Here is a 14,596-nt window from a genome sequence, read left to right as displayed (position 1 = left end):
TAATATCGCGCCCCTGTTCATTTTGTATGTGGGTTGCTCCATGAAGTTGTCCATGCCGCGATTCGATCAAGCCCCTGTCTTGGTGGTCGGCGATGTCATGCTCGACCGTTACTGGCATGGTGGTACCTCACGGATTTCCCCTGAGGCGCCGGTGCCGGTGGTCAAGGTCGAGCAAATCGAGGACCGCCCGGGCGGTGCCGCCAACGTTGCGTTGAACATTGCCGCGCTCGGTGCTCCTGCCTCGCTGGTCGGTGTGACCGGCGACGACGAAGCGGCCGACAGCCTGGCCAATAGCCTCCAGGGCGCAGGCGTCCGGGCTATTTTCCAGCGCATTGCGCACCAGCCGACCATCGTCAAGCTGCGGGTCATGAGTCGTCACCAGCAATTGCTGCGTATCGACTTCGAAGAACCCTTCGCCACCGACGCGTTGGCGCTTGGCGAGCAAGTCGATGAACTGCTCGAAGGCATCAAGGTGCTGGTGCTGTCCGACTACGGCAAAGGCGCCCTGAAAAACCATCAGGTGCTGATCCAGGCCGCCCGTGCCCGTGGCATTCCAGTGCTGGCGGATCCCAAGGGCAAGGATTTCTCGATCTACCGTGGCGCGAGCCTGATCACCCCGAACCTCAGCGAGTTCGAAACCATCGTCGGTGGCTGCGCCGATGAGCACGAACTGGTGAGCAAAGGCGCGCAGCTGATGCACGACCTCGACCTCGGCGCCTTGCTGGTGACCCGTGGCGAACACGGCATGACCTTGCTGCGTCCGGATCATCCGGCGCTGCACCTGCCGGCCCGTGCCCGTGAAGTGTTCGACGTGACCGGTGCCGGCGATACCGTGATTTCTACCCTGGCAGCGGCGATTGCCGCGGGTGAAGAATTGCCCCATGCGGTGGCCCTGGCCAACCTGGCAGCGGGCATTGTGGTCGGCAAACTCGGTACCGCAGCCATCAGCGCCCCGGAACTGCGCCGCGCCATCCAGCGCGAAGAGGGTTCCGAGCGCGGTGTGTTGGGCCTTGAGCAACTCTTGCTGGCCGTCGCCGATGCGCGTGCGCACAAAGAGAAGATTGTCTTCACCAATGGCTGCTTCGACATTCTGCATGCCGGCCACGTGACCTACCTCGAGCAGGCACGGGCCCAGGGCGATCGATTGATCGTTGCGGTCAATGACGATGCTTCGGTCAGCCGCCTGAAAGGGCCGGGTCGTCCGATCAACAGCGTCGACCGTCGCATGGCCGTACTGGCCGGTTTGGGCGCAGTGGATTGGGTGATCAGCTTCCCTGAAGGCACCCCGGAAAATCTGTTGCGCGAGGTCAAGCCGGACGTGTTGGTGAAGGGGGGTGATTACGGGATCGACCAAGTGGTCGGCGCAGACATCGTGACGGCTTATGGCGGGACGGTGAAAGTGCTGGGGCTGGTAGCGAACAGCTCTACAACGGCGATTGTCGATAAGATCCGTCAATCCGAGTGAGACGTTGATCATTCCCACGCTCTGCGTGGGAATGATCAACGGACGCAGAATGTGGGAACGATCAAGAGCTGACTTTTTTATGCGGCACGATTTTCTTCAGCAATTGCTTTGCCTTCCCGCGTAATCGCGCCAGACCCGAAACCTTCCCCGGCGGGCTCAGCCCCTGCTGGCGCACCCAATCTTTCCAGCGAATCCGCTCATCACGCACCACCCAGCCTTCCTGTTGGGCAAAACTCTCTGCCAGGAACAAGCCGCGCGTGCTCGCGGGGTAGAGCTGATCCTTCTTCAAGGTATACAGCTCGGCCATCGGCTGGCCGTCCTGCAAGGGCATCAGGTACAAATCCGGGCGCTTGCGGTCGAGGCGGGCCACCAGTTGATCGCCTTCCAGGCGCTCATCGACATGAAACAGGCTCAGGGATTTGGCTTCCTTGGGCACGTCCAGGCGCAGGTCATAGATCAGTTGCAACGACGCGGTGGGCAAATGCACGTAAGCCCGTGGCCGTTCGATCAGTTGCAAGTTGGCGCACCGCACCGGCCGCGCCGAACCGGACAACGGCGTCAGGCGAAACGGTAGCGCCTCGCGGTAGTGCAGGGCACTGGCATAGGGCGCAGGCAACCACGTGTCATTAAAACGCCCGCCGAGCCAGCCTTCCGGGGTTTCCAGCAGGCACTCTTCGGCAATTTCCTGAATCGCCGTGTGCAGCGGCAGGTTCAGTTCATGGGCCGGTACGTACCCGGAGATCAGCTTGAGCACCACGTCGCCACGGTCTTGCCGACGCTGGCGCACCAACACCCAGTAATCGCGATTCTGCCAATGCAGGGTCAGGCGCACCGAGACCCCGAGGTTGGCCAGTTCCAGCGCAAACCGCTCGGTGCTGGCTACCGTCACAGGACGGCGACGTTGCAGGGTCTGGGAAAAGTTGAGCGGCATCCCGACGCTCTGGTAGCTCAAGCCTTCGGGAGTCGCTTCGACGTACAACGGCAGGGTCTTGAAGTTGCTCGGGTTCTTTCTAATGAGCGTACGCGGCATGTCGGCTCCTGCTTAAGGCCGCGTGGGCGGCATCAGTTTCTACGGAGGACCTGGGCAACGGTCGCAACGTTGTGGGCGAGGTGCAGCGGATTAATGGTCCCGACAATAGCACTGGCCACACCCGGATGTTCAAACAACAACTCGAAGCTGGCGCGCACCGGGTCCACGCCTGGACTCAGGCACACATGACCGCTGGCGAGGGCTTTTTTGACCAGAATGGCTTTGCCGTGAGCAGCAGCATAGTCAATGACAGGCTTCTCGTTCTGATCGTTCAGATTGTAGGTGACCATGGCGCAATCACCTTGCTCCAGAGCCTTCAAACCACCTTCGACGGTTTTGCCGGAAAAACCGAAACCGCGAATCTTGCCTTCGGCCTTGAGCGTGGCGAGGGTCGCGTAGACCTCGCTGTCATTGAGGATCGCCATATCGTTGCCGTCGGAGTGCACCAGCACCAGGTCGATAAAATCCGTTTCCAGACGTTGCAGGCTGCGCTCCACTGAAAGACGGGTGTGGGCGGCACTGAAATCGTGGCTCGACTGGCCATTGGAAAACTCTTCGCCGACCTTGCTGACAATCACCCAGTCCTGACGCTGGCCGCGCAATAGCGGGCCGAGGCGTTCTTCGCTGCGGCCATAGGCCGGGGCGGTGTCGATCAGGTTGATGCCCATGTCGCGGGCGAGTTTGAGCAACCGGCGTGCATCATCGTCGTCGGGAATCTGAAAACCATTGGGATATTTCACGCCCTGGTCACGGCCGAGTTTGACCGTGCCCAGGCCCAGCGGCGACACCAGCAGGCCGGTGCTGCCCAATGGGCGGTGCAGATCGTGCAGGGTTGGTTGGCTCATGGCAGCAGTTGCTCCCAGGCCGGCACGCCCATTGGCGGTTTCGGTAGTTCCGGCAGAGGCTCTGGATGGCTCGGCTGGATGCCGTCACGCGTCAGGCTGGCGATGACCCGGTCGGCGAAGTCCGGTGCCAGCGCCAGTTTGGTCGGCCAGCCCACCAGCAGGCGACCTTGTTCGGCGAGGAAGGCGTTGTCGGGACGGGTGAGCCCCGATTGCAACGGCTCGGCGCGGTCCACGCGCAAGGTGGCCCATTGCGCGGTGCTCAGGTCGATCCATGGCAGCAACTGCCCGAGCTCTTGCTGGGCCGTGGCGATTTGCTCGGCAGGTTCGCGGGCAACGCCTTCAGCCTCGGCAATGTCGCCCCCCATGTACCAGACCCACTGACCGTCGGCGGCCGGGTGAGTGGTCACGGTCAGGCGCGGTTTGGTGCCGCCGCCCAGGCAATGGGCGTAAAGCGGTTTGAGGCCCGGGCCTTTGGCGATGATCATATGCAACGGCCGACGCTGCATGGCGGGCTGGCTCAACCCCAGCGCTTCGAGCAATGCCGCGGTGCCAGCACCGGCGCTGAGGACGATGCGCTGGGCACGAATCTCGCGCTCATCGACCTTCAGGCCGACCAGCACGTTGCCTTCCAGCAGCGGCTCGATCTTCTGCGCGGCGAGCAGGCCATCACCGGCCAGAACGGCCAGGCGCTGGATCAGGCTTGGCACGTCGACCACCAATTCCGCCAGGCGATAAACCTTGCCCTTGAAGCGTTTGTCTTGCAGGGCCGGCGGCAGTTGCTCGCCCTTGACCTGATCGACACGGCCGCGCACGGCCTTGCTCGCGAAGAAACTGGTGAGGTTGCCGGCGAGCGTGCCGGGGGACCAGAGATAGTGCGCTTCGGACAACAGGCGTACGCCGGACAGGTCCAGTTCGCCATCGCCCGCCAGCGCTTCACGCCAGCGGCGCGGCATGTCGGCAATCGCTTCCGATGCCCCGGTCAGGGCGCCGTGCAACGCGTACTTGGCGCCGCCGTGGATGATGCCCTGGGATTTCACACTCTGCCCGCCGCCGAGGCTGGCGCTTTCCACCAGCACGGTCGAAAAACCCTGGCGGCGCAGGCGCGCATTCAGCCAGAGGCCGGCGACACCAGCGCCGACAATTAGAACGTCGGTGGAAATAACGGATGGCATGCGGCGACCTCAGTGTTCAAGACGAGGGCGCAGTATACAGATTCATGCCAAGCGCTATGTAGCAGCTGCCGAAGGCTGCGTTCGAGCCGGGGTCGCGCTCGACCGAAGTCCTCGCCTTCGATCTGTCTGAGATGTCTATTGTCAGTTTTTACAACTGCTTCGCAGTCGGACGCAGCCTTCGGCAGCTGCTACAAAAAGCGGTGCATCAGTGCCCGGCAGTTTTTGAGAACAGTTGGATGACCACGACACCCAGTACGATCAACGCCATCCCCAGCATCGCCGGCACATCCAGCTTCTGCCCGTAGATAAACAGCGCCGCGACGCTGACCATCACGATTCCCATGCCGGCCCACACTGCGTAGGCAACTCCCACCGGAACGCTGCGCACTACCAGGGTCAGCATCCAGAAGGCAATGCCGTAACCGACGATCACCAGAACCAGCGGCAGCGGCGTGCTGAAACCTTTGACGGCTTTCATCGAAACAGTTGCGATCACTTCGGCGCAGATGGCGATGGCCAGATAGTAGTAAGCGGTCATGGGTGCATCCTCGTGTGAAGTGTTGCTTTCTGAGGTCGGCATTTTAGAGACTCTTCAGATGCGGTAAAGTCATTACCTATCTGCCAAAAAGATGGGTTGGCCTATGCAATGGAATCTTGAGCAACTGCGGTTGTTTGTCAGCGTAGCGGAGCATCGTTCGTTTTCTGCGGTGGCACGTGATCAGCGCAAGGCGCAGTCAGCGGTCAGCAGTTCGATTGCGCTGCTCGAAGAAGATCTGGGCGTGAGTCTGTTCGATCGCAGTAGCGGCCGTCAGCCGAAACTCACCGAGGCCGGTAATGCCTTGCTGGAAGAGGCGCGAGAAGTGCTGCGCCAGTGCGAGCGCCTCAACGGCCGCGCGCTGGCCATGATGCGCGGCCAGGAAGCTCGATTGCGTGTGGCTCAGGATGAAGCCATGCCCTATCAGCCGATCATCGAAAGCTTCGAAGCCCTGGCGGAAAAATTTCCCAGCCTCGAAGTGCAGCTGACCAGCGCCGCCCAGGGCGATGTCGCGCGCAAACTGGTGGAGCGCCGGGCTGATCTGGGGCTGCTGTTTTATCACGACCAGATTCCCGAGGCCCTTGAGCGGCGAGTGGTGGGCAGCGTCGAGATGCTCACGGTGTGCGGCGTCGGGCATCCACTGGCGAAGCAGGCTCACGTTGATTGTCAGGCGCTGGCGCAGCATCGGCAGTTGCTGATGTCGACCCAGTCCAGCGTTTACCCCGGCAGCGAGCCCGCCAGCCCGCAAGTCTGGCGGGCCGACAGTTTCTACGTGATGGCCGAATGGCTGGTGCGCGGCCTCGGTTGGGCCTGGTTGCCCCGGCACGTGGTGCAATACCCGGCGTACCAGGGCCTGATGGTCGAACTGGACAGCGAATGGACCCCGCCGGCGCTGGTGGTGGAGTTGGTGTGGCGTCGCGATGAACCGCCGGGCCCGGCGGCTCGTTGGCTGGCGGAACGTTTTGCCGTGCACTTGCAGGCGATCGGCGAGAAAAGCCGATAAACTCCGCCGCCATGAATAGAACTCTCTATACCGCGCTGTTTTATCTGGGGCTGCCACTGGTAGCGATTCGTCTGTGGCTGCGGGCGCGTAAGGCGCCGGCGTATGCCAAACGCATTGGCGAGCGGTTCTCCCTCGCACTGCCGGTAATGAAGCCGGGCGGTATCTGGGTGCACGCGGTGTCGGTGGGCGAAAGCATCGCGGCGGCGCCGATGATCCGCGCCTTGCTGCAACGTTATCCACAGCTGCCGATTACCGTGACCTGCATGACCCCGACCGGGTCCGAGCGCATCCAGGCGTTGTTCGCCAATGAACCGCGCATTCAGCACTGCTATCTGCCTTACGATTTGCCCTGCGCCGCTGCGCGTTTTCTCGACCGCGTCCGGCCAACGCTGGCGGTGATCATGGAAACCGAACTCTGGCCTAACCATATTCACCAATGCGCCAGGCGCGGGATTCCCGTGGCGCTGGCCAATGCGCGACTGTCCGAGCGCTCGGCCAAGGGTTATGGCCGCTTCCGCAAACTGACGCAGCCGATGCTCGCCGAGATGAGCCTGTTCGCGGTGCAGACCGAGGCTGAGGCCCAGCGCTTTCGTGACTTGGGAGCGCGTCCGGAAACCGTGGAAGTCACCGGCTCAATCAAGTTCGACCTGACCATCGACCCGCAATTGCTGCAACGCGCCGTCGAGCTGCGCACGCAATGGCAGACGCTTGAGCGGCCGGTGTGGATCGCCGCCAGTACCCATGAAGGTGAAGACGAAGTGGTCCTCGCGGCCCATCGTCAGTTACTGGCCAATCATCCCGATGCGTTGCTGATCCTGGTGCCGCGCCATCCGGAGCGTTTCAACACGGTGTTCGAGCTGTGTCAGCAGCAGGGTTTCGCCACGCTGCGTCGTTCCACAAGCGAGCCGGTGACCTCGGCCACGTCGGTGCTGGTGGGCGACACCATGGGCGAGTTGCTGTTTCTCTACGCCTTGGCAGATACCGCTTTCGTGGGGGGCAGCCTGGTGCCGAACGGTGGGCATAACCTGCTGGAACCGGCCGCGTTGGCCAAGCCGGTACTGAGTGGCCCGCACCTGTTCAACTTCCTCGAAATCGCCGCGCAGCTGCGCAGTGCCGGGGCGTTGCAGGAAGTGGAGGATGCCGAAGGTCTGGCGCTGGCGGTGCAGCGGCTGTTCGAATTGCCGCGCGATGCACAGCGGATGGCTGAGGCGGGGCTGAAGGTGATGCGCAGCAATCAGGGGGCGTTGCAGCGATTGCTGGATGGGCTGGGGCGGTTGATCAACCGACCGATCTGAGCCTGACATTTCTGAAGAGGGGGCAAGCCCCCTCATCAGAATAATGACGTATTACTCGCCGGGTCTTGCCTTGAGCTGGGCAGCCGCAGCCTTCGCCAGATCCGGCGGCAGGAAGTCCTTGTCCGGGTTGTAGTCGGCCTTGAGGTAGCGCTTCAGGTCTTCCAGATCCCCCGGGCTCAACGTGCCGGCCTGCTGCTTCAGGCGCAGGTTGTCGAGGATGTAGTCGTAGCGGGTGTTGTTGTAGTCGCGTACCGAGTTGTACAGCGAGCGCTGCGCATCCAGTACGTCGACGATGTTGCGTGTCCCTACCTGATAGCCGATTTCAGTCGCTTCCACCGCACTCTGGTTGGAGATGATCGACTGCTTGCGCGCCTGTACCTGATCCACATCGGTGTTGACCGCGCGGTGCAGGTTGCGGGTGCTTTCGACGATCTGCCGACGCAGCGCTTCGCGTTGCTGCTCGGTCTGATCCAGTTGCGCATACGATTGACGCACCTGGGAGGTGGTCAGGCCGCCGCTGTAGATCGGGATATTCAGTTGCAGGCCCACTGTCGTTTGCTCGACGTTGCCACTGTACGGTTGGCCAAAGGCGTTCGGGTTGCTGAAGCCCAGTGCGTCGTTATCACCTTTTTCGTATTTCGCCACCGCGTCGACCGTCGGCAAGTGACCGGACTTACGCTGCTTGAGGGTTTCTTCGGCGGCACTGACCGCGTAGTTGCTGGCCAGCAGATTCAGGTTCTGGCGGGCGGCCGTATCGACCCAGGCTTTAGCGTCGTTCGGCGCCGGCGGCAGGATCGGCAGGCTATGGACGACGCCCCAGATCGAGTTGTACTGACGGTTGGTCAGGGTGATCAGCGCTTCAAACGCGTCATCGACCTGGCGTTGCGCAACGATCCGGTTGGCGCGTGCGGTGTCGTAACTGGCTTGTGAGTTGAGCACGTCGGTCTTGTCCGACAGGCCGACGTCGAAACGCTCGTTGGACTGGTCGAGCTGGCGTTTGAATGCGGCTTCTTCAGCCTTGGTCGACGCCAGGTTGTCCTGGGTGCGCAGCACGTTGAAGTAGCTTTCAGCCGATTGCAGGATCAGGTTTTGCTCGGTGGCCGAGAGTTGCAGGGCCGCCTGTTCGTTGACGTCCTTGGCGGCCTGGAACTGGAACCAGCGATCAGCACGGAACAGCGGCTGCGCCAGGGTAGCCTGATACGAATTTGCGCTGCGATTGGCCGTCGATGAAGGCTGGTCGATCGCGGTGCGCACGCTGGCGACTTCGGCCCCCCCTGACAGATTGGGCAGCAGGCCGGCGCGAGCCTGAGGCACGACTTCTTTCTGCGCGCCATATTGCGCGATGGCCGCCGCGAGGTCGGCGTTGTTGGCCTTTGCTTCCTGGTAAACGCTGACCAGGTCGTTCTTGGTCGATAAGGGCGCTTCTGCTGCCCAGCCCGTTCCATAAGACGCACAAGACACGGCAAGGGCCAGTGAAAGTTTGCGCAGCATAGGCGTTCCCTAGAATTAATATTACACAAGTAATTTGAGCGCCAAGGCTAAGGCGCGGCACGTACCACGTCAATGCATGGCTTGGCGTAGCGAGTGTAGTTGTGCAATGGGGCGGCAACAATCCTGATTCTGCCATTCATCGAGGTGTTTGCGCGGTGTTGGCGTTCTTTGTCAGTTGTGTCTAGACTGGCCGGGTTCTTGTCGGGGTGCCTTGCTATGAGGCTGAGATCGAATAATTTCGGATCCCGTTGAACCTGATCAGGTTAGCGCCTGCGTAGGGAACAAGATTTCTCGTCACCCGGCGAGTCCTCTTGTGCTTCGTCCGGGATGTTGTTCGACAATCGAACACCCCTCGAGCACTGAGCACAGCACCAACAGCTTTGTTATTGCTGATTGGTCGCGTCCATTCGTTACAGGTTCGCTCCGACAAAATTCCACTGCCTGGATGCTGTCTGGAGAGCCCGTGATGACGATAAAACCAAAAAATACGATGAACCTGAGTGATTCGGCCCAAGTCGATCAACAGTCGGTTCAACCGTTTACCCGCTCGCAAAAAATCTATGTCCAGGGCTCGCGCCCCGACATCCTCGTGCCCATGCGCGAAATCAGCCTGGATGTAACGCCGACCGACTTTGGCGGCGAGATCAATGCACCGGTGGTGGTGTACGACACCTCGGGCCCGTACACCGACCCCAATGTCATCATCGACGTGCGCAAAGGCCTCGCCGATGTGCGTTCTGCGTGGATCGAGTCCCGTGGCGACACTGAACGCCTGCCGGGCCTGAGCTCCAATTTCGGCCAGGAACGCCTCGCCGATGCCGAACTGACCAAACTGCGCTTCGCCCACGTCAACAACCCGCGCCGCGCCAAGGCCGGGGCCAACGTCAGCCAGATGCACTATGCCCGCCAAGGCATCATCACCGCCGAGATGGAATACGTCGCCATCCGCGAAAACATGAAGCTGGAAGTGGCTCGCGCCGCTGGCCTGCTGGACCAGCAACACGCCGGCCACAGCTTCGGCGCCAGCGTGCCGAAGATCATCACCCCCGAATTCGTCCGTGACGAAATCGCCCGTGGCCGCGCGATCATCCCGGCCAACATCAACCACACCGAACTGGAACCGATGATCATCGGCCGTAACTTCCTGGTGAAGATCAACGGCAACATCGGCAACAGCGCCCTGGGTTCGTCCATCGAAGAAGAAGTGGCGAAACTGACCTGGGGTATTCGCTGGGGTTCGGACACGGTCATGGATTTGTCCACCGGCAAACACATTCACGAAACCCGTGAGTGGATCATCCGCAACTCGCCGGTGCCGATCGGTACGGTGCCGATTTATCAGGCCCTGGAAAAAGTCGGCGGCGCCGCTGAAGACCTGACCTGGGAGCTGTTCCGCGACACGCTGATCGAACAGGCCGAGCAGGGCGTCGACTACTTCACCATCCACGCCGGCGTGTTGCTGCGCTACGTGCCGCTGACCGCCAAGCGCGTGACCGGTATCGTTTCCCGTGGCGGTTCGATCATGGCCAAGTGGTGCCTGGCGCACCACAAGGAAAACTTCCTCTACACCCATTTCGAAGACATCTGCGAAATCATGAAGGCCTACGACGTCAGCTTCTCGCTGGGCGATGGCCTGCGTCCGGGCTCGATTGCCGACGCCAATGACGCCGCACAATTCGGTGAGCTGGAAACCCTCGGCGAGCTGACCAAGATCGCCTGGAAGCACGACGTGCAGTGCATGATCGAAGGCCCGGGCCATGTGCCGATGCAGTTGATCAAAGAGAACATGGACAAGCAGCTCGAGTGCTGTGACGAGGCGCCGTTCTACACCCTCGGCCCGCTGACCACCGACATCGCGCCGGGTTACGACCACATCACCTCCGGGATCGGTGCAGCGATGATCGGCTGGTTCGGTTGCGCGATGCTCTGCTACGTGACGCCGAAGGAACACTTGGGCCTGCCGAACAAGGATGATGTGAAGACCGGGATCATCACCTACAAGATCGCCGCGCATGCCGCCGATCTGGCGAAGGGACATCCGGGCGCGCAGATTCGCGACAATGCCTTGAGCAAGGCACGGTTCGAATTCCGTTGGGAAGACCAGTTCAACCTTGGCCTGGATCCAGACACCGCCCGTTCGTATCACGATGAAACCTTGCCGAAGGATTCGGCCAAGGTCGCGCACTTCTGCTCCATGTGCGGGCCGAAATTCTGCTCGATGAAGATCACTCAGGAAGTCCGTGAGTACGCGGCCAACCAGCGGATCGAAACCGTGGATGCCGAGGTCGCCCAGGGATTGGCGGATCAGGCTGAACGGTTCAAGCAGGAAGGCAGTCAGCTGTACAAGAAAATCTAGCCACGAGCGACAAGCGACAAGCTGCAAGAAGAAGCGGATTGCGGATTGCTTCTAACTTGTAGCTTGCCGCTTGAACTTGCCTCTGCTCTTATTTGAGATAACCCCCTTGAGCATTCAACCGAGTACTTATTCCCCTGGCATCGCCGTGCCAACCGACAAACGCGTTTTCGGCGGTCGTGATCTGTTTTCCCTGTGGTTCTCCCTCGGCATCGGCTTGATGGTGCTGCAGACCGGCGCCTTGCTCGCGCCAGGCCTGGGCCTGTCCGGCTCACTGCTGGCGATCTTCCTCGGCACCCTGGTCGGCGTTCTGCTGCTGGCCGCCGTCGGCGTGATCGGCAGTGATACCGGCCTGTCGTCGATGGCCGCGCTCAAACTCAGCCTCGGCAAACGTGGCGCGAGCCTGCCGGCCGTGTTGAACCTGCTGCAACTGATCGGTTGGGGCTCGTTCGAAATCATCGTCATGCGTGATGCCGCCAGCCTGCTCGGCGCGCGGGCGTTCAGCGAAGGCAGCCTGCTGTCGAATCCGCTGCTCTGGACCATTGTCTTCGGTGGTCTGGCGACGTTGCTGGCCGTCAGCGGGCCTCTGACATTCGTGCGGCAGATCCTGCGCAAGTGGGGCATCTGGCTGTTGCTGGCCGCGTGCATCTGGCTGACCTGGAACCTGTTCGCCAAAGCCGATCTGGCTGCCTTGTGGGCGCAGGCCGGTGATGGTTCGATGCCGTTCGCCGTCGGCTTCGACATTGCTATCGCGATGCCGCTGTCGTGGCTGCCGCTGATTGCCGACTACTCGCGTTTCGGCAAGCGTGCGAAAAACGTCTTCGGCGGCACCGCGCTGGGCTTCTTTATCGGTAATTTCTGGCTGATGAGCCTGGGCGTGGCCTACACCCTGGCGTTCGTGCCGAGCGGTGAAGTGAATGCCTTGTTGCTGGCGCTGGCGGGTGCAGGCCTGGGCATTCCGCTGTTGCTGATCCTGTTGGACGAGTCGGAAAACGCCTTCGCCGACATTCACTCGGCGGCCGTTTCCAGCGGGATTCTGTTGCGCTTGAAAGTCGAGCATCTGGCGTTGGCCATTGGCGTGATTTGCACACTGATCGCGTGCCTGGCGCCATTGGCCCAGTACCAAAACTTCCTGCTGTTGATCGGTTCGGTGTTTGCGCCGCTGTTCGGCGTGGTGCTGGTGGATCACTTCATTCTGCGCAAGCGTTCGGCTCAGGTGGCGTCAGCCGCATTGCGCTGGCCGGCGTTGCTCGCCTGGTTGGGCGGGGTGAGCACCTATCACTTGCTGGCCAATCTGTATCCGGACATCGGCGCAACCCTGCCGTCGTTGATTCTGGCAGGGCTGCTGCAGCTGGTGCTGGGCCGGGCTTTCAGTTACGGCCGGGAAACAGCTCGGGCTTGATGATGCCATTCAGGCGAGGGTAGGGGATCTTCAGTTCGACATGGCCCAGCGCGTATGGCGCGATGGTGCTGGTTTCGTACTTGAGGATCACCCCACCGTAGGTCAGCGCCACGTTCTGGGTTTTCTGGAACGGCCAGCTCTTCACGAACTCCGGTTCCTGATCGAGCTTGGTGCTGATCAGCCAGCTGTTGTGCGCCACTTGCGCCGCCTTCCAGAACGCCTCTTCCTGACCCGGCACCAACATGTCCGACAGCGTCAGCACTTTGTGCTGCTGGCGTGAATAGTTGATAAAGCTGCGGCCCGGTGTGCCATGAGCGCCGCCGGTGTCCAGGTAGCTGGAAAATTCGACGATCACCAAGCCGTCATGCTGCTCACGTACCTTGGCTTGCAGGTAACTGCTGTAGCGCGGCCCGGCGGTGCGCAAAAACTCATCGCGATAGGCCGTCAGCGTCGGCGCCACCGGGGCGTCCGGTGTGGTGCGGGTCATTTGCAGCAGGCGTTTTTCGACGATGCCGTCCAGCTGCGGTTCGGCGGGGAAGCGCAATGTATCGATGTTCACCAGCGGACAATCGGGTGTGGTGCAACCCGGTTTCAGGGTTTCGGTAGCGTCGCGGGTAGTTTCCAGCGGCGCCCGGTAGTTGGGCTGAAACAGACTCTGGCAGGCGCCCAGCGTCAGGGCGATTGCGGCCACGGAGGCGATTTTAAAAAGCGACATGGGCGTCCTTTGTAAAACAGGGAAAGGCAAAAAGTTATCCGCTTCGACTCTCAACGAAGCAGTCAGTTCGCCACTAAGCTAATTAGAGTTGGTTTCGCCCTCACCGTCTATCCCGCTGACGGGAAAGGGGCTGCATCAAATGTCGCAGGCGCGTTAGGATGGCGCGAAGTCGAGGTTGCAGGTAACAAAAAGGAGCCTCGTAACGGATTTGCAGTAAAGAGGATTGTCATGACTGATTTTGCCAACGCCATTCCGACCACCGTTGATATCGTTCGGCGCGAAATGTGTTACGAGGGCTTTTACAAGCTCCACCGTGTGCACTTGCGCCACGAGTTGTTCGCCGGCGGCATGAGTCGTGAAATCAATCGTGAAGTGTTCGTGCGCCACGACGCCGTGTGTGTGTTGCCTTACGATCCGCAGCGTGACGAAGTGGTGCTGATCGAACAGTTTCGCGTCGGCGCCATGGGCAAGACCGACAACCCCTGGCTGATCGAGCTGGTCGCTGGTCTGATCGACAAGGAAGAAGTGCCGGAAGAAGTTGCTCACCGCGAAGGGCAGGAGGAAGCTGGGCTTGTGTTCGGGGCGCTCTGGCCGATGATCAAATATTTCCCGTCGCCGGGCGGCAGCAATGAGTTCGTGCACCTGTTCCTGGGGCGTTGCGACTCTACCGGGGTTGGCGGCCTGCATGGGCTGGAGGAAGAAGCTGAAGATATCCGCGTCACGGTCTGGGCGTTAGAAGATGCCTTGCAGGCCGTGCGCGACGGACGAATTGCCAACGCGGCCAGCATCATTGCCTTGCAATGGTTAGCTTTAAACCGCGCTGAAGTGAGGGGGTTATGGTCGTAAACAAGCTGCGCGATCGCTATCGGGTGGACCTTGCGGGGCTGCAAGCTTCCTGTGAGGCGAACTACGCGCGCTTGATGCGACTGTTGCCGGACATGCGCGACGAGCCGGCGGCGCGGCGCATTGCCGTAACGCATGGCGAACAGATGCTCGGCGTGCTGGCGCTGGAAGTGTTGCAGGTCTGTCCGTACACCACGACCCTGCAAGTGCGTCAGGAGCACAGCCTGCCGTGGCTGCCGATTCCGCAGCTGGAAGTGCAGGTCTACCACGACGCCTGCATGGCCGAAGTGGTCAGCGCCGAACATGCGCGGCGTTTTCGCGGCATCTATCCTTACCCGAACGCCTCGATGCACCAGCCGGACGAAAAGGCCCAGCTGAATATGTTTCTGGGTGAGTGGCTGAGCCATTGCCTGGCGTGCGGCCACGAGTACGCCGTTGTGCGGTAGT

13 protein-coding genes and 1 riboswitch are annotated in these 14,596 nt (G+C 61.2%); of the genes, 7 read left to right on the top strand and 6 right to left on the bottom strand.

Annotated elements, in window-relative coordinates:
- Positions 1-40: 40 nt before the first annotated feature.
- Positions 41-1,465 carry a bifunctional D-glycero-beta-D-manno-heptose-7-phosphate kinase/D-glycero-beta-D-manno-heptose 1-phosphate adenylyltransferase HldE gene (hldE, locus tag AB4N43_RS14215; protein ID WP_059181742.1) on the top strand — a complete coding sequence of 475 codons (1,425 nt, stop codon included), beginning with the start codon at positions 41-43 and terminating at the stop codon, positions 1,463-1,465.
- Between the two features lie 61 nt (positions 1,466-1,526).
- Here hldE and AB4N43_RS14210 read toward each other — a convergent pair whose 3' ends face one another.
- The 4 genes from AB4N43_RS14210 to AB4N43_RS14195 form a co-directional block, all read right to left on the bottom strand.
- The gene (locus AB4N43_RS14210; RefSeq protein ID WP_460154165.1) at positions 1,527-2,495 is read right to left on the bottom strand and encodes a metal ABC transporter ATPase; all 969 of its coding nucleotides are present in this window, start codon (positions 2,493-2,495) and stop codon (positions 1,527-1,529) included.
- A 32-nt stretch (positions 2,496-2,527) separates the two neighbouring features.
- Positions 2,528-3,340, bottom strand: a complete 813-nt coding sequence (locus tag AB4N43_RS14205) for an aldo/keto reductase (protein WP_059181741.1) — start codon at positions 3,338-3,340, stop codon at positions 2,528-2,530.
- Positions 3,337-4,512, bottom strand: a complete 1,176-nt coding sequence (locus tag AB4N43_RS14200; RefSeq protein WP_027922019.1) for an NAD(P)/FAD-dependent oxidoreductase — start codon at positions 4,510-4,512, stop codon at positions 3,337-3,339. The genes AB4N43_RS14205 and AB4N43_RS14200 overlap by 4 nt, the downstream gene beginning before the upstream one ends.
- Before the next feature lie 205 nt (positions 4,513-4,717).
- Positions 4,718-5,050, bottom strand: coding sequence for a DMT family transporter (locus tag AB4N43_RS14195; RefSeq protein WP_015093202.1), 333 nt, complete (start codon positions 5,048-5,050; stop codon positions 4,718-4,720).
- A gap of 103 nt (positions 5,051-5,153) precedes the next feature.
- Between AB4N43_RS14195 and AB4N43_RS14190 the strand changes: the two genes are divergently transcribed.
- Together AB4N43_RS14190 and waaA are read left to right on the top strand one after the other, a co-directional pair.
- On the top strand, positions 5,154-6,050 hold the full coding sequence (locus AB4N43_RS14190; protein WP_059181739.1) for a LysR family transcriptional regulator: 897 nt from the start codon (positions 5,154-5,156) through the stop codon (positions 6,048-6,050).
- 11 nt (positions 6,051-6,061) lie between these two features.
- Positions 6,062-7,345: a lipid IV(A) 3-deoxy-D-manno-octulosonic acid transferase gene (gene waaA, locus AB4N43_RS14185; protein ID WP_027922017.1), complete on the top strand. Its 1,284-nt coding sequence runs from the start codon at positions 6,062-6,064 to the stop codon at positions 7,343-7,345.
- A gap of 51 nt (positions 7,346-7,396) precedes the next feature.
- On the opposite strand, the gene AB4N43_RS14180 is transcribed toward waaA, so the two are convergent.
- Entirely contained in the window at positions 7,397-8,836 is a 1,440-nt protein-coding gene (locus AB4N43_RS14180) for a TolC family outer membrane protein (protein WP_027922016.1), read from the bottom strand.
- A 192-nt stretch (positions 8,837-9,028) separates the two neighbouring features.
- A riboswitch (TPP riboswitch) is annotated at positions 9,029-9,134 on the top strand.
- A 168-nt stretch (positions 9,135-9,302) separates the two neighbouring features.
- On the opposite strand from AB4N43_RS14180, the gene thiC reads away from it, so the two are divergent.
- Positions 9,303-11,192, top strand: coding sequence for a phosphomethylpyrimidine synthase ThiC (gene thiC, locus AB4N43_RS14175; protein ID WP_059181737.1), 1,890 nt, complete (start codon positions 9,303-9,305; stop codon positions 11,190-11,192).
- A 106-nt stretch (positions 11,193-11,298) separates the two neighbouring features.
- Positions 11,299-12,591 (top strand): putative hydroxymethylpyrimidine transporter CytX, encoded by a 1,293-nt coding sequence (gene cytX / locus AB4N43_RS14170; protein ID WP_460154164.1) that lies wholly within the window; start codon positions 11,299-11,301, stop codon positions 12,589-12,591.
- Here cytX and AB4N43_RS14165 read toward each other — a convergent pair.
- On the bottom strand, positions 12,560-13,306 hold the full coding sequence (locus tag AB4N43_RS14165; protein ID WP_059181735.1) for an RsiV family protein: 747 nt from the start codon (positions 13,304-13,306) through the stop codon (positions 12,560-12,562). The two genes, cytX and AB4N43_RS14165, sit on opposite strands and share 32 nt — an antisense overlap.
- A 228-nt stretch (positions 13,307-13,534) precedes the next feature.
- On the opposite strand from AB4N43_RS14165, the gene AB4N43_RS14160 reads away from it, so the two are divergent.
- A complete protein-coding gene (locus AB4N43_RS14160) occupies positions 13,535-14,152 on the top strand; it encodes an NUDIX domain-containing protein (RefSeq protein ID WP_027922012.1) in 618 nt (205 codons plus the stop codon).
- The gene (locus tag AB4N43_RS14155; RefSeq protein ID WP_027922011.1) at positions 14,143-14,595 is read left to right on the top strand and encodes a DUF1249 domain-containing protein; all 453 of its coding nucleotides are present in this window, start codon (positions 14,143-14,145) and stop codon (positions 14,593-14,595) included. Before AB4N43_RS14160 ends, AB4N43_RS14155 begins: the two co-directional genes overlap by 10 nt.
- Position 14,596: the final 1 nt, after the last annotated feature.

Source organism: Pseudomonas sp. S2_B07 (assembly GCF_054668435.1).
Note: the sequence above shows the minus strand (reverse complement) of the source record. Positions and strands in the feature narration are given on the sequence as shown.

Bases quoted from the DNA above. Each gene is read 5' to 3' on its own strand.
- AB4N43_RS14160 (WP_027922012.1), top strand. From the start codon at position 13,535: ATGACTGATTTTGCCAACGCCATTCCGACCACCGTTGATATCGTTCGG.
- AB4N43_RS14165 (WP_059181735.1), bottom strand. From the start codon at position 13,306: ATGTCGCTTTTTAAAATCGCCTCCGTGGCCGCAATCGCCCTGACGCTG.
- AB4N43_RS14210 (WP_460154165.1), bottom strand. From the start codon at position 2,495: ATGCCGCGTACGCTCATTAGAAAGAACCCGAGCAACTTCAAGACCCTG.
- hldE (WP_059181742.1), top strand. From the start codon at position 41: ATGAAGTTGTCCATGCCGCGATTCGATCAAGCCCCTGTCTTGGTGGTC.
- AB4N43_RS14195 (WP_015093202.1), bottom strand. From the start codon at position 5,050: ATGACCGCTTACTACTATCTGGCCATCGCCATCTGCGCCGAAGTGATC.
- thiC (WP_059181737.1), top strand. From the start codon at position 9,303: ATGACGATAAAACCAAAAAATACGATGAACCTGAGTGATTCGGCCCAA.
- AB4N43_RS14190 (WP_059181739.1), top strand. From the start codon at position 5,154: ATGCAATGGAATCTTGAGCAACTGCGGTTGTTTGTCAGCGTAGCGGAG.
- AB4N43_RS14200 (WP_027922019.1), bottom strand. From the start codon at position 4,512: ATGCCATCCGTTATTTCCACCGACGTTCTAATTGTCGGCGCTGGTGTC.
- AB4N43_RS14180 (WP_027922016.1), bottom strand. From the start codon at position 8,836: ATGCTGCGCAAACTTTCACTGGCCCTTGCCGTGTCTTGTGCGTCTTAT.
- waaA (WP_027922017.1), top strand. From the start codon at position 6,062: ATGAATAGAACTCTCTATACCGCGCTGTTTTATCTGGGGCTGCCACTG.
- AB4N43_RS14205 (WP_059181741.1), bottom strand. From the start codon at position 3,340: ATGAGCCAACCAACCCTGCACGATCTGCACCGCCCATTGGGCAGCACC.
- AB4N43_RS14155 (WP_027922011.1), top strand. From the start codon at position 14,143: ATGGTCGTAAACAAGCTGCGCGATCGCTATCGGGTGGACCTTGCGGGG.